Raw genomic sequence first — 25169 nt, forward strand, 5'->3', positions numbered from 1 at the left:
CCCTCCCTGCCATCACAGAGAGCAAGTCATGCAGGCCTTTATCGGACTTGGCAGCAATCTGGACAATCCCGCCCAACGACTGATAAGCGCCCTGGCCGCTCTGCAGCGGCTACCGGGCGGGCGCCTGCTGCATCACTCACGACTGTTCAGCAGCGCCCCCATCGGCCCCCAGGATCAGCCCGACTACGTCAACGCCGTGGCGGCGCTGGCCTGGGACAGCACGCCTCATGCACTGCTTCTCACTCTGCAGGCACTGGAACTGGCCGCGGGCCGCCAACGCCTGCGCCACTGGGGCGAACGCACTCTCGATCTGGATATCCTGCTGATAGATCAGCAACGCATCGACACCCCGGACCTGCAGGTACCCCACCCTCAGATGATTCACCGTGCCTTTGTTCTGCAGCCGCTGATGGATATCGCCCCGGCAGCCCACTTGCCCGATGGCACCGCACTGAGTAGCTTTCTGGAACAAGTAAAGGATCAGCAACTGTCACCACTGGAAGAGCTGGATTGCGATGCCCTCATTGAATGACAAGACACTTACCGAGCGTATTGAACAGCGCCGCCAGGCGGGCACCTTGCCCCGCTTTATCGCCGTGGAAGGCCCCATTGGCGCAGGCAAGACCAGCCTGGCTCGTCGTCTCGCCATGACGTTTGGCTATGATTTGCTGCTGGAGCAGGCGGAAGAAAACCCCTTTCTCGCCCGCTTTTATCAGGACCCGGCCCGCTATGCCCTGCAGACAGAATTATTCTTCCTGTTCCAGCGTGCCGACCAGCTGCGCCAGATCCAGCAACAGGACCTGTTTGCCGGCCCACGCATTGCCGACTTCCTGATCGACAAGAACCGCCTGTTTGCCCAAGTGACCCTGGATGAGGATGAATTCGAGCTGTACCGTAACGTGGACGACCATCTGACTCTGGACGCTCCGCAACCGGATCTGGTGATTTACCTGCAGGCACCGCCGCAGGTGCTGCGTCAGCGTATTACCCGACGCGGCAACGATTTCGAGCAGCGTATCGAGGGCGACTATCTGGATCGGCTGAGTAATGCCTACACCGAATTTTTCCATTTCTACGATCGCGCCCCGCTGCTGATCGTCAACGCCGCCGAGATCAACCTGGTCAGCCACGACCGCGATTACCAGCAACTGGTCAGCGAGCTGCTGGACATCCGCTCCGGACGACACTATTTTAACCCCCGGCCGCTGGTCGACTGAAAACTGGCTACAAGCTACAAGCTGCAAGCTACAACGCGACAGGCTCCTGTGTGCTCTTGAGTCCAGAAAGCCGCGATCAAATCTGTGCGCGGGCACCAGCGCCCCCAAACCTGACAGACTTGACCGTGTTGTAGCTTGCAGCTTGAAGCTTGAAGCTCGCCCCTGAATTTCCCTGGGAGGTTTCCCATGTCCGTGACCATTCGCACCCTGCAGAAACGCAAGCAGGACGGTGAAAAGTTCTCCGTACTTACCGCTTACGACGCCTGCTTTTCCCAGCTGATTTCTGAAGCCGGCGTGGATGCCATCCTGGTGGGCGACTCCCTGGGCAACGTGATCCAGGGCCAGTCCAGCACCGTACCGGTGACCCTTGAACAGATGGCCTATCACACCGAATGCGTGGCCCGCGGCAATAAAGGCAGCCTGATCATTGCCGATGTGCCCTTCATGGGCGCCGCCACCGTGGAGCGCGCCCTGGAAAGCGCCACCGCCCTGATGCAGGCCGGCGCCAACATGGTCAAACTGGAAGGCAGCGCCTGGCTGGCGGAGAGCATCGAGCTGCTCAACCGCAACGGCATCCCGGTGTGCGCCCACATGGGCCTGACTCCGCAAGCGGTTAACGCCCTTGGCGGCTACCGGGTGCAGGGCAAGGACGACGACAGCGCCAATGAAATGCTGGAAGCCGCCCGCATTCTGGAACAGGCTGGCGCAGCCGCACTGTTGCTGGAATGCGTGCCGCGTGAACTGAGCACCCGTCTCACCCAATCGGTGAACATCCCGGTGATCGGCATCGGCGCCGCCCCGGAATGCGACGGCCAGGTACTGGTGATGCACGACATGCTCGGCATCAGCCCCGGCAAACCCGCCCGCTTCGTGAAAAACTTCATGGCCGACGCCAGCGACATTCCGGGCGCGTTCAAGGCGTATCATGAAGCGGTTCTGAACGTCAGCTTCCCGGCGGACGAGCACTGCTTTTAAAGACCGCAGCACGCAACACGCTTCACGCAACAACGCGACATCACGGTCTTTCCTGATTGATAACACCGGAGCCGCGCCCAGGGCTTGGGCGCGGCCCTGACACCGAAAAACGTAACAGCCCAGACGTCGCGTTGCTGCGTGTTGCGTGTTGCGTCTCTGCGAGGTTTTACCATGCAAACTGCCCATACCGTCTCCCAGGTCCGCGAAGTGGTTCGTGGATGGCACCGCGAAGGTCTGAGCGTGGGGTTTGTGCCCACCATGGGCAATCTGCACAGCGGCCATATCAGTCTGGTCCGGGAAGCACTGGCCCGTTGCGACAAGGTGGTGGTGTCCATTTTCGTGAACCCCACCCAGTTTGGCCCCAACGAGGATTTCGACCGTTACCCGCGAACTCTGGACGCCGATGCTGCCCAGCTGGTGGATGCCGGCGCGGCCCTGTTGTTCGCCCCTTCCGTCGACGAAATGTACCCTCTGGGCCAGAACCAGACCTGGGTAGACGTGGACAACCTGGGTGACTACCTGTGCGGCGCCAGCCGCGAAGGCCATTTCCGCGGCGTCACCACCGTGGTGTCCAAGCTGTTCAATATCGTCCAGCCTGACGTGGCCGTGTTCGGCGAAAAGGATTTTCAGCAGTTGGCGATCCTGCGACGCATGTGCGAAGAGCTGCTGTTCCCGATCAAGATCGTCGGCGCGCCCACCAGCCGCGAGGAGGATGGCCTGGCAAAAAGCTCAAGAAATGGATTCCTCAGCGAGAGTGAGCGCCAACTAGCGCCAAAAATCTACTCTCATCTGAGCGCTCTGCGTAACGACATCGAGCAAGGTGAACGGGACTTCCGCAGCCTTGAACAGCGCTATACCGACGCGCTCAACGGGGCCGGCTTCCAGGTCGATTACCTGACCATTGCCAACGCCCGATCACTGGCGCCAGCGGCCAAAAGCGACACCGATCTGGTGGTTGCCGTAGCCGCCAAACTGGGGCAAACACGATTGATAGACAATGTCTCACTGGCCGTTGTAGACAACCAGTGATTCGTGCATACTTCGGGCCCCTTAGCGCCTGCTTGGTTGTAACGCCCTGTAATTGCAGGCTTCGGGTAGTGTGAGAGGTAACCAACATGCAGTGCACCATGCTGAAAGCGAAACTCCATCAGGCTCGTGTCACCCACGCGGAACTCGAGTACGAAGGCTCCTGCGCCATCGATGGTGATCTGATGGACATGGCGGGTATCCTGGAGTACGAACAGATCCAGATTTACAACATCGACAACGGCGAGCGTTTCGAGACTTACGCTATCCGTGGCGAAGCCGGATCCAAGATCATTTCTGTCAATGGTGCAGCTGCACACAAGGCACAGCCCGGTCACCGTGTGATCATCTGCGCCTACGCAAGCTACTCCAGCGCCGAACTGATCAACTTCAAGCCCAGCCTGATCTACATGGATGAAGGCAACGCCGTCAAAGGCACCAGCAACGCGATTCCGGTTCAGGTCGCCTGATCCCGATTCCGTTCAAAAGGATTATTTAAAACGCCGGCAAATGCCGGCGTTTTTTTTGGCCGCGCTGCGGCTGCAACAGGCTAACCAAAACCTCACCCGCCCCGCCACCACTTGCTCTAGGAGCTTGCCTGCAAGCGATACGAGCCCTGGCGAGGTAAAGAAGCGAGTGACGAGTAACGAGTTTCGAAAACCAATAAACCATCGTATCCCGCTTCCGGTTTTGCCTTTCGAAACTCGCTTCTCGCCACTCGAAACTCACCACCTCGCTATCGCTCGTATCGCTTGCAGGCAAGCTCCTACAGCGTCCCCGAGCGGCTCCGCCCCACCCGCCTTTGCCTTTCGCGTCCACCGCCATTACAGGGCGCCCCTCCCCCATCCGCGCAGCTATTAACTGTTAACTATTCACTATTAACTGCTCTTCAACTTGGCCATTCCTCCACGCTTTGTTTACTCTTGTGGCAGCCTGTCTCTTTACCCCTTACCCACTACGACCATGGTGGAATAGGCGAGCAAAGAGATACTCACAATAATGAAGGAAAAGCAGGGAGCCAGACTGGTTCCCAGAGGCAGTATTCCAAGGAGGCCCTTGATGTCCAAGCCCATCGTTCACCCAGTTCCTGACGCCTTTAAGTCGCAAACCCTGATGGACCGCGAGACCTATGATCGTCTTTACGCCCAGTCCATCAATGACCCGGATACCTTCTGGGCCGATCGCGCCAATGAATTTCTGGACTGGAAAACACCATGGGACACCGTCAGCGACTGGGACTTTAAAGAAGGCCGTGCCGCCTGGTTCAAGGGCGCTACGCTGAACGTCTGCTACAACTGTGTGGATCGTCACCTGCCCGAGCGCGCCAACCAGACCGCTATCATCTGGGAAGGCGACGAGCCCGACCAGGACAAGCACATCAGCTATCAGGAACTGTTTGAGGAAGTCAGCAAGTTCGGCAACGTGCTCAAGGATCGCGGCGTCAAGAAAGGCGATCGCGTGGTCATCTACATGCCGATGATCCCGGAAGCCGCCTACGCCATGCTGGCCTGCGCCCGTATCGGCGCCATTCACTCCGTCGTGTTTGGCGGCTTTTCTCCTGAAGCCCTCAAGGACCGCATCAACGATGCCGGCGCCTGCGCCGTGATCACTGCCGACGAAGGCGTTCGCGGCGGCAAGACCGTGCCTCTCAAGATTAATGCCGACAAGGCCATGACCGGCATGGACACCGTTCACACCTGCATTACCGTGAAACGTACCGGTGGCGATGTGAACTGGCACGACGACCGTGATGTCTGGTACCACGAAGCCATTGCCACCGCCTCGGCAGAGTGCGAACCGGAATGGGTGGAAGCCGAAGATGCTCTGTTCACCCTTTACACCTCCGGCTCCACCGGCAAGCCCAAGGGCGTAGTACATACCTCTGCCGGCTACCTGCTCAGCGCCGCGCTCACCCACAAATATGTTTTCGATTATCACGAGGGCGACATCTACTGGTGTACCGCTGACGTGGGCTGGATCACTGGCCACAGCTATATCGTCTATGGCCCGCTGGCCAACGGCGCCACCACCCTGATGTTCGAAGGCGTGCCCACCTATCCTGATGCCTCCCGTTGCTGGCAGGTGGTAGACAAGCATAAGGTGAATATCTTCTACACTGCGCCTACCGCCATTCGCGCCCTCATGGGTGTGGGCGATGAACCGGTAACGAAAACCTCCCGCGCCTCCCTGAAACTGCTCGGCACCGTGGGTGAGCCGATCAACCCGGAAGCCTGGGAGTGGTATTACAAGGTGGTAGGCGAATCCCGCTGTCCGATCGTGGATACCTGGTGGCAGACCGAAACCGGCGCCATCATGATTGCCCCGCTGCCCGGCGCGGTAGATCTCAAACCCGGTTCCGCTACCCTGCCCATGTTCGGCGTGGAACCAGTACTGATGGATCCGGACGGCAACGAGCTGGAAGGTGCCACCTCCGGCAACCTGGCCATCAAGTCCAGCTGGCCCAGCCAGATTCGCTCCGTGTACGGCGATCACCAGCGCATGATCGACACCTACTTCAGCGCCTACAAGGGCTACTACTTCACCGGTGACGGTGCCCGTCGTGATGAAGACGGTTACTTCTGGATCACCGGCCGGGTGGACGACGTGCTCAACGTGTCCGGTCACCGTCTGGGCACGGCCGAAATCGAATCTGCGCTGGTACTTCACCCGAGCATTTCCGAAGCCGCCGTGGTGGGCTACCAGCACGATGTGAAGGGTCAGGGCATCTATGCCTACGTGTCCCTGATGGCAGGCAAGGAAGGCAGCGAAAAGCTGGTGGAAGAACTGCGCGGGCTGGTAAACCTGGAAATCGGCCCGATCGCCAAACCGGACCTGATCCACTTTGCCCCCGGCCTGCCCAAGACCCGTTCCGGCAAGATCATGCGCCGCATCCTGCGCAAGATCGCCGCCAACGAACTGGACAGCCTCGGCGACACCTCCACCCTGGCCGATCCCAGTGTGGTGGAGCAGCTGATTGAAACGCGCCTGAACAAGTAACGCGTCAGCAGCCAGATAAAAAACGGCGGCCCAAAAGGCCGCCGTTTCTTGTTGATCGTGAAACCACAAAAATCCCTGACTTCCTCGAGACAGAACCTGTCGACCCCTGTTTTTCAGGGTGATTCAGCCATCGCTTACTCTTTCTCAAGCAAATAGATTACAGATTTATTTCATAAAGTTGGCATCCTCTTCGCTCCAATAAAATGCGCGAGGAACTACCATGAAAAAGCTGATCTTGCTTGCCACCTTTACAGCTGCTACCTCTCTGACTGGCTGTCAGGCCCCCTACTCCGGCGGGATGGTTTACAACAATTTCAATGCGCCCATCGATGTGCGCGACAACGCCGGCGACTGCAGCAAGCGCGGCGAAGCCAGCATGGTCAATGTGCTCAACATACTGTCTTTCGGCGATGCCGGTGTGGCCGCTGCCAAGGAGCAGGCCGGCGTCACCAAGGTGACCAACGTGGACATGAATTTCCAGAGCCTGCTGGGCATCTTCGGCAAGACCACCACCGTGGTCTGCGGCGAATAGCCGAATCCTCTCCGGGCAGGGCACTCACGCCCTGCCCTCCCCATTCGCTTACAAGCTTTATTCCCGCAGTCCCGCACCCGCTTTTGCCTTTCGAAACCCGTGACTCGAAACTCGTCTCTGGAATCCTTACCTCGCTCAGGCTCGGATCGCCTGCAGGCAGGCTCCTACAGCAGACCTGCAACCCGGCAGATTTGATTTTGGCGTGTTGCATGTTGCGTGCAGCGCGTTGCAGCCGCAGAGCGGCCCCCAAAAAAAGGCCGGCATAAGCCGGCCTTGAAGCAGCGTAGCGCCTCTCAGGAATAATTGGGGTTGTTCATGTCAGGGATTTCGATGTTGATCTCTTGCCCTTCGGCCAGGTACCACATGGCGCCCTGGCGCAGCATTTCATCACAGGCCCAGTAGAATTCGCTGGAACCCGGCATGCGCAGACCGTACTCCTTCATGGTGACAAAGTAGGGCCAGCTGTAGGCGAGGCCCTGGTCCTGAACCGGATGACGGGGAATTTCCAGCCATTCGGCGATTTCGTCACCCAGGAAGTAACGGGTAAAGGATTCCATCATCGGACGGGTCAGGACACCGCCATCCACGTCGGCAGCCAGATCCAGCAGGATGTGGGCCAGCTTGATGCCTTCCTCGGTGGGAGCCAGCACCGGATCGAGAATTTGCGGCGCCTGCTCATAGGCACCATCCCAATCCGCCGGGATGTACTCATCACGTACCCCCAGCATGTGCGCCGCTACCTGCCAGGAATGCAGGAAAGCGTTGGCCTGGCTATCGGAAACGCGCACACCCCACTGATCCAGTGCACGCATCACGGAAGTGGGCAGGCTGTGCCAGGTCACCAGAATATCGCGCTGGGAAATTGGCTTGGGCTGGTCGGCAGTGCCCTGCCAATGCGGAGACTGCGGCAGCAGATGGCGCACGCCAGCATGGGCCAGACGGGTCTTCACCGCAGTCACTACCATTTCCGCATCCGGGTTATGGAAGCCACCCATGGAACCGATGTCATAACCGAACTTGGCGGTACGTGAGATACGGCGCTTCATGTCCGCGCCACCCTTCGAGTAGTACACCGCACGGGCTTCGTGGGGAATCACAGTGCTCATCATGCCGCTGACAAAACCGTAGGCCACTCCCAGGTAGGTACCACGGTCCTTGTTAAACTTGTCCGCCGCGTTCAGCTTGTCGATATCCGCCCAGCTCGGCAGCTGGCGAGCCTCTTCAATAAAGTCGTGCAGATAATCGGGCAGGCCAGCGGGCAGCGGCTGGCTGTTCTTCTTCCAGCTGCTGAGAATCTGGTTAACTTCCTGAACCTTGCCTTCCTCAATCAGACGAGCCACAACCGGATCTGCCTCGTCGTCATAGACGTAGGACGGCGGAACGGTGACACCACCAATGCCGGCCACGGACTGGCTACCTGCCCAGCTCCAGCTCGGCACCATAACGCTGGCGCCAACGGCACCGGTGAGGGCCAGAAAGCTACGGCGATTCATTGAGGTAGACGGTGTCTTTGTTTTTTTCATGGGACAATTCCTTTCAGGTTCAGGGAAAACAGAGAGACATATAAAGATATATGTCTCGAGCGCAGCCGCAGTTTGCCCCAGCCCGGTGCCAGGCATTTGCTTTTTTACGCAGGTTTTTTGTTTTCAGGCGCGCAGTTACAAAACTCCTAAACTTCATGCCGCTCTGCGGCTGCTGGACGCAACAGGCATCACGCCACACGCCAAAGGAACAGGAAAACCATTAGGGAGCGCTATCTACATTGCCGCCTGACGGCGAAATGCAGAGGCAGAACAGCCATGCCAGCGCCGGAATGAATGAGAAAAACTGCTCAGCGCTCCATAACCGAGAATATCCGCGATTTCGGACAGGCTGAGGCTGGATTGCTGCAGATATTTCAGTGCCAAATCAGAGCGGACCTGATCCTTGATCACCTTGAAGCTGGTCTCGGAGCTGGACAGGTGCTCCTGCAGGGTGCGCGGGGCCATACCAAACACCCGGCTCACGTCCTGCAGCGAGCAGGGGGCGTAGGGCAGCAAGGCCCTCACCACCCCTTCCACGCGCCGGCTTATGCCCGCGTTCAGGGCATCCTGATCCAGCCGTAACATGGAACTGAGCAGAGCCCGGGAACGGGCACCCGAGCCATTCACCGGTAACGCCAGCGTCGCCTGATCCAGAAACAGCGCATTTCGCTCACCCTGAAACTGTATGCGACTGCCAAAAACCTGTTGATGATCATGCAGTTGTGCCGGAGGGGAATGACGGAACTGCACCAGTGACGGCGTCCATTGCGGGTCTGCGCGCAGCCGGATTTCATTGCAGAACAGCGCGATCACGAATTCCACCGCCTGAATACTGCTCCCCGTAAGGCCTGCCGCGGTATCCCAGCCGACAAATACCCCGCCATCCGCAGACTCCATAGTGACCGCCGCGGCAGTGGTAAACAGCTCATAATGGCCCGCCAGATCTTCAAACATCTGTCCGACGGTTTCCGCATTACGCAGCAATACCCACAATGGCCCGAGAATCGCCATGCCGGAGCGTAGCGCCAGCCGGATACCAAAACTGCGGCAGTGAGCAGCCTCACCGGCACGCTCGAGAAAGGTGCCCACCGCCCCTGCAGGCACCGGTATATCCGGTTTGTGGAGGGCCTCGGCATCCATATGGAGAGCAGTCATCAACGGCTTCGGGTCACCACCATGAGCGATCAGTAATTCGGCGGCACCGTGGAGCGTTGAACTGGGAAGAAAGTTGCCAGTCATCGCGTTGCATAGGTTGTTATTCTTCACCCATTTTTAACGCGACCTGTGAGTCATATATACAGGACTAATGTTGTCGGCTTGATACAGTTGTTTGCATTTGCCTTATCACTCCGCCCCTCTACTCGGGTCCAGACCGGGGAGGCTCCAGACAGTAACGGGCTGAGAAGCAAGTCTCAGTGACGAGTTGCGAAGAGCAAACCCCACTGAGGGAACCGGTTATCCTTTGAATTTCGCAACTCGAAACTCGTAACTCGCTTCCTTTCCTCGCTGTCGCCCGGATCGCTTGCAGGCAAACTCCCACAAGCGTGTTGCAGCCGCAGAGCGGCCCACAAAAAAGGCCGGCGAATGCCGGCCTTTCTTGTGCTTCAGAGGACTGATGATCAGTCTTCCTTGGCTTCCTTCATGGACAGCTTGATGCGGCCACGCTGGTCTACGTCGAGGACTTTCACCTTGATGATGTCGCCTTCGTTCACGTAGTCAGACACTTTCTCCACACGCTCTTCAGCGATCTGGGAGATGTGCAGCAGACCTTCAGTGCCCGGCATGATGGCAACAAAGGCACCGAAGTCGACCACACGGGTCACCTTGCCTTCGTAGATCACACCGACTTCCGCTTCTGCGGTGATCTCTTCCACACGGCGCACAGCTTCATCAGCTGCTTCGCGGGTATCACCGTAGATCTTCACGCTGCCATCGTCTTCGATGTCGATGGTACAGCCGGTTTCTTCGGTCAGCGCACGGATGGTGGCGCCGCCCTTGCCGATCACGTCACGGATCTTGTCCGGGTTGATCTTCAGGGTCAGCAGGGTCGGAGCGTTCTCGGACACCTGGGCACGGGATGCACTGATGGCCTTGGACATTTCGCCGAGGATGTGAAGACGACCGGCGTTGGCCTGCTCGAGGGCCTTCTCCATGATCTCTTCGGTGATGCCTTCGATCTTGATGTCCATCTGCAGGGCAGTCACGCCACGCTGGGTACCGGCCACTTTAAAGTCCATGTCGCCCAGGTGATCTTCGTCACCGAGGATGTCGGACAGTACCGCGAAACGACCGTCTTCTTCCTTCACCAGACCCATGGCGATACCTGCCACCGGAGCAGTCAGGGGAACACCAGCGTCCATCAGCGCCATGGAAGTACCACACACGGACGCCATGGAGGAGGAACCGTTGGACTCGGTGATCTCGGATACCACACGGATGGTGTAGGGGAAGTCCTGCACGGTGGGCAGTACGGCCTGAACACCACGGCGGGCCAGACGACCGTGACCGATCTCACGACGCTTGGGAGAGCCGATCATGCCGGTCTCGCCTACGCAGTAAGGAGGGAAGTTGTAGTGCAGCATGAAGTGATCCTGACGGGATCCTTCCAGCGCATCGATGAACTGGGCATCGCGCATGCCGCCCAGGGTAGCGGCAACGATGGCCTGGGTCTCACCACGGGTGAACAGGGCAGAACCGTGGGTCTTGGCCAGTGCGCCAACCTGACAGTCGATGGCACGCACTGCGTCCAGGGCACGACCGTCGATACGCGGCTTGCCGGATACTACCGCTTCACGTACCACGTTCTTCTCGATCTTGCCGAACAGGTCTTTCACTTCACCCGCTTCCGGCGCGCCTTCTGCACCAGTAGCAAATTCGGCAACACAGGCATCACGCAGCTCGCCGACCTTGGCGTAACGGGCCATCTTTTCGGTGATGGTGTAGGCCTCGGCCAGACCCGCTTCGAACTTGGCCTTGATGGCGTCTTTCAGCTCGGTGTTCACGGCCGGGGCAGTCCAGTTCCAGGTCTCGGTACCCACTTCGGCAGCGAATTCCTTGATACCCTGGATCACCGGCTGCATTTCCATGTGGCCGAACAGTACCGCGCCCAGCATCTGGTCTTCAGACAGTTCCTTGGCTTCGGATTCCACCATCAATACCGCAGGCTCGGTACCGGCAACCACCAGGTCCAGTGCGGACTCGGCCAGCTCGGCGTAGCTCGGGTTGAGGATGTACATGCCGTCCTTGAAACCAACACGGGCGGCGCCGATGGGGCCATTGAACGGGATGCCGGAAATGGACAGGGCCGCGGAAGTACCGATCATGGCAGCGATATCCGGATCGTTTTCCTTGTCGACGGACATCACAGTGGCCACTACCTGCACTTCATTCATGAAGCCGTTGGGGAACAGCGGACGGATCGGACGGTCGATCAGGCGGCAGGTCAGGGTTTCTTTCTCGCTGGGACGACCTTCACGCTTCAGGAAGCCACCCGGGATACGGCCGGCGGCGTAGGTCTTTTCCTGGTAGTTCACGGTCAGCGGGAAAAAGTTCTTGCTCGGATCGGCTTCTTTCTTGCCTACCACGGTAACCAGCACTTCGGTGGCACCGATGCGAACCATGACAGCGGCAGTCGCCTGGCGGGCAATCTGCCCGGTTTCCAGGATGACCGTGTCACGGCCGTACTGAATCTCTTTGGTGATTTTATTAAACATATCTCGTCTCTTCTCTCTTCTTCACGACAATCTCGAGGCCCATGCCTCTGACAACACTCTTCAATGCTCGCGCATCATAACCCGCCAGCCCGTAGGGCGGAAATCGGCGTGAGCCGATCTCCGCCAAAAAGACATCGCTTGCAGGCAAGCTCCTACGGCACAGAGGGATTGCATGCCCCCAGAAACAACAAAAGCCCGGCAAGGCCGAGCTTCTGCTGTTGCTACCCATCCACAATCGCTTAGCGACGCAGACCCAGCTTTTCGATCAGCTGCAGGTAACGGGTGCGGTCTTTCTTGGCCAGGTAGTCCAGCAGCTTACGACGCTGGTTTACCATGCGGATCAGGCCGCGACGGCTGTGGTGATCCTTCTTGTGGTCCTTGAAGTGACCTTGCAGACCATTGATGTTGGCGGTCAGCAGGGCAACCTGCACTTCCGGGGAACCGGTATCGCCTTCTTTCTGGCCGTGCTCTTTCAGGATCTCAGCTTTAACTTCAGCGCTCAACGCCATGATATTGCTCCAATATGCTCAATGAGTGTCACGGCCAGCCATGCATATTTATAGCTGCCGTCGTTACTTCCAATCCGGGCTGCCGGCAGGCAGCTCAGTTTGAAACCAGTCGACGTGGCGCGATTCGCCCGTCTTCCAGGACCTCGCCAACGCCAAGAAACTTGCCGCTGGAGGCCTCATAAACACTGACCCAGCCGTCCGCGGGACGGTCCGAGGCCATCACTGGCTGACCCTGCTGAATGTAGTAGGCAGCATTGTCACCCAGTTCAACGCGCGGCCAGTCTGCCACGCTGGTAGATAAAGGCAAGAGCAGTTCGTCGATTGCCTCGAAACCGCCTTCCGCCTTGATATTGCCCAGCTGTTCCAGGGTCAGCATCTTTTCAGCCGGATAAGGGCCAGCCGACAGACGGCGCAACACGGTCACATGACCACCGCAACCCAGCTTTTCACCGGTGTCTTCCACCAGCGAACGCACATAGGTGCCCTTGGAGCAGTCCACCTCGAATTCCAGCTCATCGCCTTCGATACGCAGGATACGGATGTCGTAGATAGTCACGGCGCGGGGCTTGCGCTCCACGGTCTTGCCTTCTCGAGCCAGCTTGTAGAGCGGCACACCTTCATGCTTGATGGCTGAATACATGCTCGGGATCTGCTCGATATCCCCCACGAAGGACATCAGGGCATCTTCGATCTCGGCTGCCGAGGCGGTCACCTCAGTGGTCTTCACCACGTCGCCATCCGCATCACCGGTTTCGGTGGTAACCCCCAGCTTCGCCGTTACCCGATAGCTCTTGTCGGATTCCAGCAGGAACTGACTGAACTTGGTGGCTTCACCAAAACAGATCGGCAGCATGCCGGTGGCCAGCGGATCCAGGCTACCGGTGTGGCCGGCCTTGGCCGCCGCAAACATTTTCTTGGCCATCTGCAGGGCGCCATTACTGCTGACACCACCGACTTTATCCAACAACAGAATGCCGTTGAGATCACGGCCACGGGGACGACGCTTTGCCACCTGGATACTCTCCGTTAATACGGGCCGCCGTTAAGCCTGCCCGATTAGTCCTGCTCGGGTTCGTCGCTGTCCAGACCCAGCTCCCGGTCTTCGGCGCGGGCATCGTCAATCAGACGAGAGATTTCCGCGGCATGCTCCGGAGTGGTGTCGTAGTGGAAACGCAATTTGGGGGTAGTGCGGGTATTGAGGCTCTGGGCCAGGCTGCTGCGCAGGAAACCACTGGCTTTCTCCAGTACCGCTTCTGCCTCAACGCCTTCTTCCTCGCCCTTGCCGAGCAGGGTGAAATAGACTTCTGCATAGGACAGATCGCGGGACACGGTCACGTCCTGAATGGTAGCCAGATTGACCCGCGGGTCTTTCATCTCGAACTGCAGCAGACGGGACAGCTCACGCTGGATCTGGTCAGCAATCCGGTCCGTGCGGTTAAAGCCCTGCGGGCGACGATGACGACTCATGGGTAATCCGGCCGGGCACGCCCCTTACAGGGAGCGCGCCACCTCCTTCACTTCGAAGACTTCGATCTTGTCGCCTTCTTTCACGTCGTTGTAGCTCTTCACGGCGATACCACATTCCATGCCGTTGCGAACTTCCGCCACGTCGTCCTTGAAGCGACGCAGGGATTCCAGTTCACCCTCGAAGACCACCACATCGTCGCGCAGAACGCGGATCGGGCGATTGCGGTACAGGGTACCTTCGATAACCATACAGCCGGCCACGGCACCGAACTTGGAAGAACGGAACACGTCGCGCACCTGGGCGGTACCGAGGATCTCTTCGCGCTTCTCCGGTGCCAGCAAACCACTCATGGCCTGCTTCACATCGTCGATCAGCTCATAGATCACGCTGTAGTAGCGCAGGTCGATACCTTCCTGCTCACACAGTTTCTTGGCCTTGGTATCGGCACGAACATTGAAGCCCAGCAGTACCGCTTCACTGGTCATGGCCAGATTCACGTCAGACTCGTTGATCGCACCCACGCCCACAGACACCAGGTTCACCTTCACTTCCTCAGTACCCAGATCGTTCAGGGCACCGGTCAGTGCTTCCAGGGAACCACGTACGTCGGTCTTCAATACGATATTTACGGTGCTGGCTTCGGCGCTGCCCATGTTGGCAAACAGGTTTTCCAGCTTGGAGGCCTGCTGACGCTTGAGCTTCACATCACGATCGCGATCCTGACGGAACTCGGCCACTTCACGGGCCTTACGCTCGTCGGATACCACCTGAACCTGCTCACCGGCTTCCGGCGCACCATCCAGACCCAGCACTTCTACCGGAATGGACGGGCCAGCGGATTTGATCGGCTGACCGTTCTCGTCAACCATGGCACGAACGCGGCCGAAGTGGGCACCCGCCAGCAGCATGTCACCGATGTTCAGCTCACCACCCTGAACCAGGATGGAAGCAACGGTACCGCGACCTTTCTCGATGCGGGATTCGATCACCACACCGGTAGCCGGGCCATGATCCGGAGCTTTCAGCTCCAGCAGCTCAGCCTGTACCAGGATGGAGTCGAGCAGTTCGTCGACACCCTGACCGGAATGCGCAGAGACGTTGATGAACTGATAGTCACCGCCCCACTCTTCCGGAATCACTTCCTTGGCTGCCAGCTCGGTACGCACCCGATCCGGGTCCGCCGCCTCTTTATCAATCTTGTTGACTGCGATGATGATCGGCACACCGGAAGCCTTGGCGTGGTTAATCGCCTCTTCGGTCTGCGGCATCATGCCGTCGTCAGCAGCGACCACAATCACCACGATATCAGTAGCCTTGGCACCACGGGCACGCATGGCGGTAAACGCGGCGTGACCAGGGGTATCGAGGAAGGTGATCATGCCTTTCTCGTGCTCTACGTGGTAAGCACCAATGTGCTGGGTAATACCACCCGCTTCACCGGCAGCCACCTTGGCCTTGCGGATGTAATCGAGCAGGGAGGTCTTACCGTGGTCAACGTGACCCATGATGGTCACCACCGGAGCGCGATCCGACAGCTCGGCACCGTCACGGTTAACCATGGTCGCCAGGTGATCTTCCAGAACCTCTTCCTCACCCTTGCCGGCAACGGCCTTATGGCCCATTTCTTCCACCAGCAGGATGGCGGTTTCCTGATCGATCAACTGATTCACGGTCGCCATTTCACCCATCTTCATGAGTGACTTGATCAGCTCTTTGGATTTGATGTTCAGGCGCTGTGCCAGATCACCCACGGTGATGCTTTCCGGCACCTCAACTTCCATCACTTTCTTCTCGGTCGGAGCTTTAAAGCCGTGCGCCTTGTTCATGGAGCTCTTCATCTGGCCATGAGCAACGCCAGCCGCTTTCGGCTTGCGACGACGACGACGGGATTGACGCTCCTCACGCTGATAGCTGGCCTCCTGGGCCGCCACCACGATGGAGGAACCATCGTCCACTTCCTCTTCTTTCTTTTCAGGCTGGTCGCCACGCTTTTCCAGCTCCGCCGCAATGCGGGCAGCCTCTTCAGCGGTACGACGGGCAGCTTCTTCTTCGGCCTTCTTGCGCGCTTCAGATTCCTGCTTGCGCTTGGCTTCTTCTGCCTCACGCTGCTTCTTTTCTTCTGCTTCGCGCTGCGCCTTTTCTTCCGGCGTTTCTTCTTTGGCCGGCTTCTTGGCGGTGGCAGTCTTCGGCACAGCCACGCGCTTGGCCTTCTCTTCCGCTGCCTTCTCTTCGGCTACCTTGCGGTCTGCCTCGGCAGCGGCCTTGGCCTCTTCCTCTTTCTTGCGAGCGGCTTCTTCTTCCGCCTGACGCTTGACCGCTTCTTCCGCTTCGCGTTTTTCCTGCTCAGCTTTCAGCGCTGCCTCTTCGGCTGCCTTGCGTTCCGCTTCTTCGCGCTCTTCGGCCTCAAGCACTTCACGCTTCACATAGGTGCGCTTCTTGCGCACTTCCACGTTTACCGTCTTGGCCTTGCCCGCCGCACCGGTAGTCTTGATGGTGCTGGTGGACTTGCGCTTGAGGGTGATTTTCTTGGCGTCGTCAGTCTTGGCACCATGAGACTTGCGCAGGTGAGCCAGCAACTGCTGTTTCTGCTCACCGGAGACCTCTTCGCTGGCGTCGCCATGAGGCAATCCCGCTTCTTTCATCTGTGAAAGCAGCTTCTCAACGGGCATACCTACTGTTTCGGCCAGTTTCTTTACGGTCGTTTCTGCCATGTCAGCAACACTCTCCTGTCCGCGTCTCTTGCAGGCTAGGGTTATAGCCTGGGCCACCGCCTGTGCGGTTGGCCACTTTGACCGGCCGTGTCAGCCAGTCAAACTGTCTGTGTGCATTTCGGCTTTCGCCAAAATACCGGAAAAGGGCAAAACTGCCCTTCCCCTGGCCTGCAGAGAAACTGCAGTACTTCATGGGTGCCTGCGAAGGCGGGCCAGCCGGTAAAAAGGCTGTTATTCGCCGTCTTCGTTTTCGAACCAGGGGGCGCGCGCAGTCATGATCAACTGGGCCGCACGCTCTTCGTCCATACCTTCGATTTCCAGCAGATCGTCCACTGCCTGCTCGGCCAGGTCTTCCATGGTGGCGATGCCACGGGAAGCCAGCTCCACAGCCAGGTCACGATCCATGCCTTCCATTGTCAGAAGGTCTTCCGCAGGCTCTGCGTTTTCAAACTTCTCTTCGGAAACCAGCGCCTTGGTCAGCAATACATCCTTGGCGCGCTGACGCAGGGCTTCAACGATGTCTTCGTCAAACCCTTCGATGGCCAGCATTTCCTCTTCCGGTACGTAGGCGACTTCTTCCAGCGTGGAAAAGCCTTCCTCAACCAGAACGCCAGCCACATCCTCGTCCACGTCCAGTTCGTTCATGAACGTTTCCAGGGCCTGGGCGGCTTCTTCCTGCTGCTTGTTCTCGGCATCGTCGAGCGTCATCACATTCAGTTCCCAGCCGGTCAGCTCGGAAGCAAGACGAATGTTCTGACCACTACGGCCAATGGCCTGTGCCAGCGCAGACTCATCTTCTACAGCGATGTCCATGGAATGGCTTTCTTCATCCATTACGATGGAAGCCACCTCAGCCGGCTGCATGGCATTGATCACCAGCTGGGCAGGATTGTCATCCCACAGCACGATGTCGATACGCTCGCCGGCCAGTTCGTTGGATACCGCCTGGACACGCGCGCCGCGCATACCCACACAGGCACCCACCGGATCAATGCGCTGGTCGTTGGTCTTCACCGCGATCTTGGCGCGGGAACCCGGATCACGGGCCGCACCCTTGATCTCGATCAGCTCTTCGCCGATTTCCGGCACTTCAATCTTGAACAGCTCGATCAGCATTTCCGGGCAAGCGCGGCTGGCGAACAGCTGCGGACCACGGTTTTCTTCGTTCACGCCCATCAGGTAGGCACGAATGCGATCGTTCTGACGCACTGCTTCGCGAGGAATCATGTGCTCGCGGGTAATCAGGGCTTCGGCATTGCCACCCAGATCCAGCACGATGGAGTCACGGTTGGCCTTCTTGACCGTACCGCTGACCAGATCGCCGATGCGATCGCGATATTCTTCGATGATCTGACGGCGCTCGGCTTCGCGCACCTTCTGCACGATAACCTGCTTGGCAGTCTGCGCAGCGATACGACCAAAGGCTTCGGATTCAATTTCCTCTTCCCAGGTGTCGCCGATCTGCAGCGAAGTATCCTGCTCGTGAGCTTCGTCCAGAGTCAGCTGCTTGCCGAACTCGTAGAGCTCTTCATCAGGCACCACATGCCAGACACGGAAGGTACGGGAATCGCCGGATACACGGTCGATGTCCACGCGGATTTCCACGTCTTCTTCCTTAAAACGCTTTTTCGTAGCAGCAGCCAGGGCCAGCTCGATGGCCTCGAAGATTACATCGCGGCTGACACCTTTTTCGTTTGATACCGTTTCCGCTACCAGCAGGATCTCTTTGTTCATGGCCAGGCCTTTACAAAGACAAAGTTTCCAGGGCGTGCTCAGTCGAAGCGGGGCTGCAACCGGGCACGATCTACCTGACTGTAAGGAATACGCAGGGTTTCGCCATCCAGCTCCACCACCAGCGTTTCGCCGTCAACGGCCACAATGGCCGCCGTCATCTTGCGCTTGCCGGCCACCGGTGCCAGCAGCTTGAGCTGCACATCTTCACCGATGTAATCGACATATTGCGCAATTTGGAACATGGGACGATCCATCCCCGGAGAGGAGACTTCCAGGTTGTACTCACCCGGAATCGGATCTTCCACATCCAGCACGCCGCTGATCTCGTGACTCACCGCCGCACAGTTATCTACAGTAATGCCATCAGCATGGTCGATAAACACACGCAAAACAGCCCCGCGCCCCTGGATATATTCCAATCCCCAAAGCACGAAGCCCAGATCTTCCACAACCGGAGCCAGCAGCTCCGTTAATTGCTCTACGCGTTTCGACATACCATTCCGACATTACGCCTGAAACCATGACTTCATCGTTTCAGGCACAAACAAAAAATGGGCCTGGAGACATTACAGGCGACCGCAAGGAAAACATGCAATCGACCGCACATCCACCGCCCATTCCACTGACGCGGATAACAAAAAGCCCCTGCTAGAGGGGCTTTTTGTCCGCTTTGAGTCGACCGGAGCCAACTCCTCTAAGTGGTAGCGGGGGCAGGATTTGAACCTACGACCTTCGGGTTATGAGCCCGACGAGCTACCAGACTGCTCCACCCCGCAATAAACCTTGTGCCCTTTAAAGCCCTTCGCACCGGGCTGCGATTCAGGTCTTGCCTGAATCAGTGAGTGCAGCGTCTGATCTCTGCAATCACCTCAAATCCGAGAGCGCAAATACTACTTATGGACCCTTGCGCTGTCAAGGCAGTTTCGAAAAAAGGTTTTATTTTTCGAAGCCTTAGCATCAGGAAAAGCCGCTTAACCTGATGCTTTTTCAACCAGATGAGCCGGATCGCAATTGCCGCGGATCATCTTGTCCAAATTGGTGCCGAAGGCCGGACTTGAACCGGCACGAGCGAAGCTCACTACCCCCTCAAGATAGCGTGTCTACCAATTCCACCACTTCGGCAAAGAACGCTTACTGCTGCTCCGGTTGAGGCACCTCAACCGGGGACGCGGATTCTACATCAGCTTGCGGCACTTCTGAAACTTCTTTTTCAGAATTTGTTGCCTCGGCTGCCACAGGCACCTCGGACTGCACCGCAGGAACCTCAGCCTGATCTGCCGGCACCGGCACATCAGCCTGCTCTTCAATGGTTTCCAGCTCAGGCAGATAGTTGGTTGCGCCATTGGCTTCCTGACGGGCCATCCACGCCAGGATCAGGCTGGTCACAAAAAACAGTACCGCCAGTATCGCCGTGGCCCGGGTCAGAAAATTGGCGGAACCGGCACTGCCGAATACGCTCTGGGAGGCGCCACCACCAAAAGAGGCGCCAGCATCGGCACCCTTGCCGTGCTGAATCAGCACCAGACCGATCAGGCCAAGCGCGGTCAGAATGTGCACTACGTGAACGACGATATCCATAGTTACTCTATTTGTTCATGAAAACGGGCTACTGCGCTGCCTGGCAGATAGCAATAAAACTGTCGGCGGTCAGTGACGCCCCACCAATCAGACCCCCATCGATGTCTGACTGGGAAAACAGAAGGGCGGCATTATCCGCCTTTACACTGCCGCCGTAAAGCAAGCGTGTCGAACTGGCAATTTCCGGACTCTTTTCGGCCAGGGTCTGACGCAGGGTAGCGTGCACTTCCTGGGCCTGCTCCGGGGAAGCGGTCTTGCCAGTACCGATCGCCCAGACCGGCTCATAAGCCACCACAGCCGAAGCAAATGCGTCGATACCCACGGCATCCACTACCGCCAGCAGCTGGCCACAGACAACCGATTCCGTGTTACCCGCCTCTCGCTCTTCCAGGGTCTCCCCCACGCAGAGGATCGGCACCAGCCCTGCGGCCTGAGCCTGAGCAAACTTGGCTGCCACCAGCGCATCACCTTCACCGTAAATGGCGCGACGCTCGGAATGGCCAATAATCACATACTGACAGCCGACCTCGGCCAGCATGGCGCCCGCCACCTCTCCGGTGAACGCACCATCCGCCTGATCACTGAGATTCTGCCCCCCAACCTTCACGCCAGCGGGCAGCGCCGCCCGTGCAGCAGCCAGATAAGGAAACGGCGGACACACCACCGCTTCGGCTGCACCCTGGTAGCTCACCAGAGCAGCGGCAATCTCACCCAGCAGCGCCTGGCTGCCATTCATTTTCCAGTTACCGGCCACAAGGGGCTGTCTTGTCGTCATGTGTATTCCTTGGATTCTTCTCTCGGCGGCCTCGTTGCAGCCCCCTCATCTGGCCAGCATTCTACCAGCCTGCGTGACGCTCCCGACGCTCATCTGCGTCAAGCGTCAGGCGTCGGGCAGCAGGCGTGTCATGCAATGGCCTTTTCCACCACGTCGGCCAACTCGCGACACAGCGATTCTACCTGTTGCGGGTCCTTGCCCTCGATCATCACCCGCACCAGCGGCTCGGTACCGGAAGGACGCAGCAGGATGCGGCCGTTGCCGGCAAGTTTTGTCTCTGCCTCGGCCATGGCCGCCTGCACTTCGGGCAGCGCCTCAAAGCCATCGCGGTTGGCGCCACGCACATTGATCATGGTCTGCGGCAACAGCGCCACATCCTTCACCGCATCCGCCAGGGATTGCTTGCGGCGAGCCAGTGCCGCCAGCACCTGCAGCGCAGACACGGTGCCGTCACCGGTGGAGGTGCGATCCAGGCACACCAGATGGCCGGAGGACTCGCCACCAATCAGCCAGCCACGCTTGTCCAGCTGCTCCATCACATAGCGATCACCGACCTTGGCGCGGACAAACTCCACACCCAACTCCTGCAGGGCCAGCTCGAGACCGAAATTGGACATCAGCGTACCGACCACGCCGCCTACCTCTTCTCCGCTTTCCTTGCGGTCCCGTGCCACCACATACAACAACTGATCACCATCGATCAGCTTGCCATTGTGATCCACCATGATCAGGCGATCCGCATCACCGTCCAGGGCGATACCGAGATCGGCCTTTTCATCAATGACGCGCTGCTGGAGCTGCTCGGGATGCGTGGAGCCGCAATCGCGGTTGATGTTGAAACCGTCAGGCTGGTTGGCAATGGCAATCACCTCGGCCCCCAGCTCTTCCAGCACATCCGGGGCAATGTGGTAGGCCGCACCATTGGCGGTATCCACCACGATCTTCATGCCGCTCAGATCCAGGCCTGGCGCAGTGCTTTTGCAGAATTCGATATAGCGGCCACGGGCATCATCAATACGACGCACCTTGCCGATCTGATCTGTCGCTACCACCGACATTTCTTCGTCCAGCAGCTTCTCAATCTCCAGCTCGATTTCATCGTTAAGCTTGCGACCATCGGCACCGAAGAACTTGATACCGTTATCGGTATAAGCGTTATGGGAAGCGGAAATCACGATCCCGGCCTGGGCCGACAGGGTACGGGTCAGGTAGGCAATCCCCGGGGTCGGCAAGGGGCCCAGCAGACGCACATCCACCCCGGCGGCGGAAATCCCGGCTTCCAGGGCAGACTCGAACATATACCCGGAAATGCGGGTGTCCTTGCCGATCAGAATGCGGCTACCACCATGGGCGGCCAGCACCTTGCCCGCCGCCCAGCCGAGCTTGAGCACGAAATCGGGAGTAATCGGGAACTGGCCCACCGTACCGCGAACACCGTCGGTACCAAAATATTTACGCGCCATCATGACTCCTTGTGCGCTTCGCGAACGGCATGGGCAAAACGCACCGCGTCCACGGTTTCCTGTACATCGTGTGCGCGGACGATCAGGGCGCCACGCTCAACACACATTACCGCAGCCGCCAGGCTTCCCGGCAGCCGCTCATTCACTCCCCGTCCCAGCACCTTGCCAAACAGGGACTTGCGGGAGACACCGATCAGAATCGGCAAATTCAGCTGCTGCAGCTGAGCCATTTCACGCATCAACAGCAGATTATGGTTCGCTGATTTGGCGAAGCCGAAACCTGGGTCCACCAGCAATCTGTCACGGGTTATCCCGGCAGCTTCACAAGCGGCGATGCGCTCCTGCAGAAAGGCCATCACTTCCGCAGTGACATCGTCATACTGTGGATTGTCCTGCATATTGCCCGGTTCGCCCTGCATATGCATCAGGCAGGCGGGCAGCCCGCTGGCAGCAGCCGCTTGCAGCGCGCCAGGCCGACGCAAAGCACGCACGTCATTGATCAGACCGGCACCGGCCGCTGCACCGTCACGAATCACCGCCGCGGTACTGGTATCCAAAGATACCAGGGCATCCAGATGCTGATGCAGCGCCTCGACAATCGGCACCACCCGGTCCAGTTCCTCCTGCTCACTGACCGGCGCCGCACCGGGACGGGTGGATTCGCCTCCCACATCAATGATCGCAGCACCATCCGCCAGCATCTGCTCAGCCTGGCGCAGGGCCGCATCCCGCTCGTTGAAGCGGCCGCCATCGGAAAAGGAATCCGGGGTGACATTGAGAATGCCCATGACAACTGGTGCAGACAGATCCAGCGTCCGCGAGCCACAACGTAACCGGGTCATTGAGGGAGTATCCAGGGTGCTTGCTCGTTCCTGTTCCGGCTACGCCGCAGGGAAACGCAACGGGCCGGGATATTCTTGTTCGACTGCCTGTGGCAATCAGCTGCAAAAACGCCTGACCCGGAAATCCGGGCCAGGCGTTATGCGATCTATCTTAATGGGTGTTGGCAGGGCCACCGATGGCGTCATCGCCCGGCTTCTTGTCGCCAGTGGCAGCAGCGCCATTGCCCGGCCCCTGATCACGCCAGTCCTTGGGCGGACGCGGCTTGTGACCACCCATGATGTCGTCGATCTGCTCGGCATCGATGGTTTCGTACTGCATCAGCGCATCGGCCATCAGATCCAGCTTGTCACGGTTATCTTCCAGGATGGTTTTGGCACGGCCATAGCAGTCATCGATGATGGCACGCACTTCCCGGTCGATCTCTTCCGCCGTCTGCTCGGACACATGCTTGCGCTGGGACATCTGCTTGCCAAGGAACACCTCACCTTCGTCTTCCTCGTAGGCCAGCGGACCCAGTTTTTCGCTCAGGCCCCACTTGGTGACCATGGCGCGCGCCAGCTTGGTGGCACGTTCGATATCGTTGGAGGCACCGGTGGTGACACCGTCAAAGCCCAGGGTCATTTCTTCAGCGATACGACCACCGAACAGGGAACAGATAGAAGACTCCAGACCACGCTTGGACTGCGAGTACTTGTCCTCTTCCGGCAGGTACATGGTCACACCCAGGGCGCGGCCGCGGGGAATGATGCTGACCTTGTAGACCGGATCGTGCTCAGGCACCAGACGACCTACGATAGCGTGACCCGCCTCGTGATAAGCGGTGTTCAGCTTTTCTTTCTCGTTCATGACCATGGAGCGACGCTCGGCGCCCATCAAGATCTTGTCCTTGGCCTTCTCGAACTCTTCCATGCCCACCATGCGCTTGTTGGCGCGGGCAGCGAACAGCGCGGCTTCGTTGACCAGGTTGGCCAGATCCGCACCGGAGAAACCGGGAGTACCACGGGCAATCAGGCTGGCATCCACGTCATCGGCAATCGGCACCTGACGCATGTGCACCTTGAGCACCTGCTCACGGCCACGAATGTCCGGCAGCGGCACGGTCACCTGACGGTCAAAACGGCCAGGACGCAGCAGTGCGGGATCCAGAACGTCGGGACGGTTGGTCGCCGCAATGACGATGATGCCTTCGTTGCCGTCAAAACCATCCATTTCTACCAGCAGCTGGTTCAGTGTCTGCTCACGCTCATCGTGACCACCACCCAGACCAGCGCCACGGGAACGGCCCACGGCGTCAATTTCGTCGATAAAGATAATGCACGGAGAATGCTTCTTGGCCTGCTCGAACATGTCGCGCACACGGCTGGCACCCACACCTACGAACATTTCCACAAAGTCAGAGCCGGAAATGCTGAAGAACGGCACCTTGGCCTCACCGGCAATGGCCTTGGCCAGCAGGGTCTTACCGGTACCCGGAGAGCCCACCATCAGCACACCGCGGGGGATCTTGCCGCCCAGGCGCTGGAACTTGGCCGGATCACGCAGAAACTCCACCAGTTCCTGCACTTCTTCCTTGGCTTCTTCCACCCCGGCCACATCGGCAAAGGTGGTCTTGATCTGGTCTTCTCCGAGCAGCTTGGCCTTGGACTTGCCGAAGGTCATCGGACCACCGCCGCCCTTGCCGCCACCCTGCATCTGACGCATGAAGAAGATGAAGATGGCCAGGATCAGCAGAATCGGCAGAACAGACAGGAACAGGCGCATCAGGAAGCTTTCCCGCTCCGGAGCCAGGCCTTTTACTTCCACCTGGTTCTGGATCAGGGTCGGCATCAGGTTGGTATCCAGCGTCGGCGGCTTGATTGTCTTGAACTGGCCACCATCCCGGTAGGTACCGGTAATGCTGCTCTCACCAATTGCCACCGTCTGCACACCACCAGATTCCACCTTGGATATAAAAGTGGAATAGGGAATGTCCGTGTTACTGGGCTGGTTACTGATGCTGGACGCCACCACATACAGGACGCCGGCAATCACCAGCCACAGCACGATATTCTTGGTCATGTCGTTCAAGGGGAACCTCGATCTGTTCCGGGCGCCAGGCGCCACAT

Annotated in this window: 21 protein-coding genes and 2 tRNA genes; 7 read left to right on the forward strand and 16 right to left on the reverse strand. The window is 58.6% G+C overall.

Annotation, left to right across the window (positions count from 1 at the left end):
• The first annotated feature begins 28 nt into the window (after positions 1–28).
• The 7 genes from folK (at position 29) to MWU49_RS16645 (ending at position 6747) form a co-directional block, all read left to right on the forward strand.
• A complete protein-coding gene (gene folK, locus MWU49_RS16615) occupies positions 29–532 on the forward strand; it encodes a 2-amino-4-hydroxy-6-hydroxymethyldihydropteridine diphosphokinase (RefSeq protein WP_246974487.1) in 504 nt (167 codons plus the stop codon).
• A complete protein-coding gene (locus MWU49_RS16620) occupies positions 516–1217 on the forward strand; it encodes a deoxynucleoside kinase (protein ID WP_246974506.1) in 702 nt (233 codons plus the stop codon). The genes folK and MWU49_RS16620 overlap by 17 nt, the downstream gene beginning before the upstream one ends.
• 186 nt (positions 1218–1403) lie before the next feature.
• Entirely contained in the window at positions 1404–2192 is a 789-nt protein-coding gene (panB, locus tag MWU49_RS16625) for a 3-methyl-2-oxobutanoate hydroxymethyltransferase (RefSeq protein WP_246974509.1), read from the forward strand.
• Between the two features lie 171 nt (positions 2193–2363).
• Entirely contained in the window at positions 2364–3221 is an 858-nt protein-coding gene (gene panC / locus MWU49_RS16630) for a pantoate--beta-alanine ligase (RefSeq protein ID WP_246974512.1), read from the forward strand.
• 86 nt (positions 3222–3307) lie between these two features.
• On the forward strand, positions 3308–3688 hold the full coding sequence (gene panD / locus MWU49_RS16635) for an aspartate 1-decarboxylase (protein WP_035231936.1): 381 nt from the start codon (positions 3308–3310) through the stop codon (positions 3686–3688).
• 589 nt (positions 3689–4277) lie between these two features.
• Entirely contained in the window at positions 4278–6215 is a 1938-nt protein-coding gene (acs, locus tag MWU49_RS16640) for an acetate--CoA ligase (RefSeq protein WP_246974515.1), read from the forward strand.
• 220 nt (positions 6216–6435) lie between these two features.
• Entirely contained in the window at positions 6436–6747 is a 312-nt protein-coding gene (locus MWU49_RS16645) for a TRL-like family protein (RefSeq protein ID WP_246974519.1), read from the forward strand.
• A 293-nt stretch (positions 6748–7040) separates the two neighbouring features.
• Here the strand turns inward: MWU49_RS16645 and MWU49_RS16650 are convergent, their stop codons facing one another.
• The 16 genes from MWU49_RS16650 to ftsH form a co-directional block, all read right to left on the reverse strand.
• Positions 7041–8270, reverse strand: a complete 1230-nt coding sequence (locus tag MWU49_RS16650; RefSeq protein ID WP_246974521.1) for an oxygenase MpaB family protein — start codon at positions 8268–8270, stop codon at positions 7041–7043.
• A gap of 234 nt (positions 8271–8504) precedes the next feature.
• Positions 8505–9509, reverse strand: coding sequence for an AraC family transcriptional regulator (locus tag MWU49_RS16655; RefSeq protein WP_246974526.1), 1005 nt, complete (start codon positions 9507–9509; stop codon positions 8505–8507).
• A 380-nt stretch (positions 9510–9889) separates the two neighbouring features.
• A complete protein-coding gene (gene pnp, locus MWU49_RS16660; protein WP_246974529.1) occupies positions 9890–11983 on the reverse strand; it encodes a polyribonucleotide nucleotidyltransferase in 2094 nt (697 codons plus the stop codon).
• Between the two features lie 239 nt (positions 11984–12222).
• Positions 12223–12492 (reverse strand): 30S ribosomal protein S15, encoded by a 270-nt coding sequence (gene rpsO, locus MWU49_RS16665; RefSeq protein ID WP_035231943.1) that lies wholly within the window; start codon positions 12490–12492, stop codon positions 12223–12225.
• 94 nt (positions 12493–12586) lie between these two features.
• Positions 12587–13504, reverse strand: coding sequence for a tRNA pseudouridine(55) synthase TruB (gene truB / locus MWU49_RS16670; protein WP_246974532.1), 918 nt, complete (start codon positions 13502–13504; stop codon positions 12587–12589).
• A gap of 44 nt (positions 13505–13548) precedes the next feature.
• Positions 13549–13959: a 30S ribosome-binding factor RbfA gene (gene rbfA, locus MWU49_RS16675; RefSeq protein WP_246974535.1), complete on the reverse strand. Its 411-nt coding sequence runs from the start codon at positions 13957–13959 to the stop codon at positions 13549–13551.
• A 24-nt stretch (positions 13960–13983) separates the two neighbouring features.
• On the reverse strand, positions 13984–16671 hold the full coding sequence (gene infB, locus MWU49_RS16680; protein WP_246974537.1) for a translation initiation factor IF-2: 2688 nt from the start codon (positions 16669–16671) through the stop codon (positions 13984–13986).
• Positions 16672–16902: 231 nt separating this feature from the next.
• Positions 16903–18405, reverse strand: a complete 1503-nt coding sequence (nusA, locus tag MWU49_RS16685; RefSeq protein ID WP_246974539.1) for a transcription termination factor NusA — start codon at positions 18403–18405, stop codon at positions 16903–16905.
• A gap of 38 nt (positions 18406–18443) precedes the next feature.
• Entirely contained in the window at positions 18444–18899 is a 456-nt protein-coding gene (rimP, locus tag MWU49_RS16690) for a ribosome maturation factor RimP (RefSeq protein WP_246974541.1), read from the reverse strand.
• A 205-nt stretch (positions 18900–19104) separates the two neighbouring features.
• Positions 19105–19181 (reverse strand) — tRNA-Met (locus tag MWU49_RS16695).
• Positions 19182–19441: 260 nt separating this feature from the next.
• Positions 19442–19527: transfer RNA gene (locus tag MWU49_RS16700), tRNA-Leu, on the reverse strand.
• Between the two features lie 9 nt (positions 19528–19536).
• Positions 19537–19983, reverse strand: a complete 447-nt coding sequence (gene secG, locus MWU49_RS16705) for a preprotein translocase subunit SecG (protein WP_246974543.1) — start codon at positions 19981–19983, stop codon at positions 19537–19539.
• A 28-nt stretch (positions 19984–20011) separates the two neighbouring features.
• Positions 20012–20758: a triose-phosphate isomerase gene (gene tpiA, locus MWU49_RS16710; RefSeq protein ID WP_246974545.1), complete on the reverse strand. Its 747-nt coding sequence runs from the start codon at positions 20756–20758 to the stop codon at positions 20012–20014.
• Between the two features lie 128 nt (positions 20759–20886).
• Positions 20887–22221, reverse strand: coding sequence for a phosphoglucosamine mutase (glmM, locus tag MWU49_RS16715; protein WP_246974547.1), 1335 nt, complete (start codon positions 22219–22221; stop codon positions 20887–20889).
• Positions 22221–23063 (reverse strand): dihydropteroate synthase, encoded by an 843-nt coding sequence (folP, locus tag MWU49_RS16720; RefSeq protein ID WP_246974549.1) that lies wholly within the window; start codon positions 23061–23063, stop codon positions 22221–22223. Before folP ends, glmM begins: the two co-directional genes overlap by 1 nt.
• Before the next feature lie 151 nt (positions 23064–23214).
• A complete protein-coding gene (gene ftsH / locus MWU49_RS16725) occupies positions 23215–25122 on the reverse strand; it encodes an ATP-dependent zinc metalloprotease FtsH (protein ID WP_246974551.1) in 1908 nt (635 codons plus the stop codon).
• Positions 25123–25169: the final 47 nt, after the last annotated feature.

The sequence above is a fragment of the Alcanivorax sp. S6407 genome, from assembly GCF_023016115.1.
Classification (GTDB): domain Bacteria; phylum Pseudomonadota; class Gammaproteobacteria; order Pseudomonadales; family Alcanivoracaceae; genus Alcanivorax.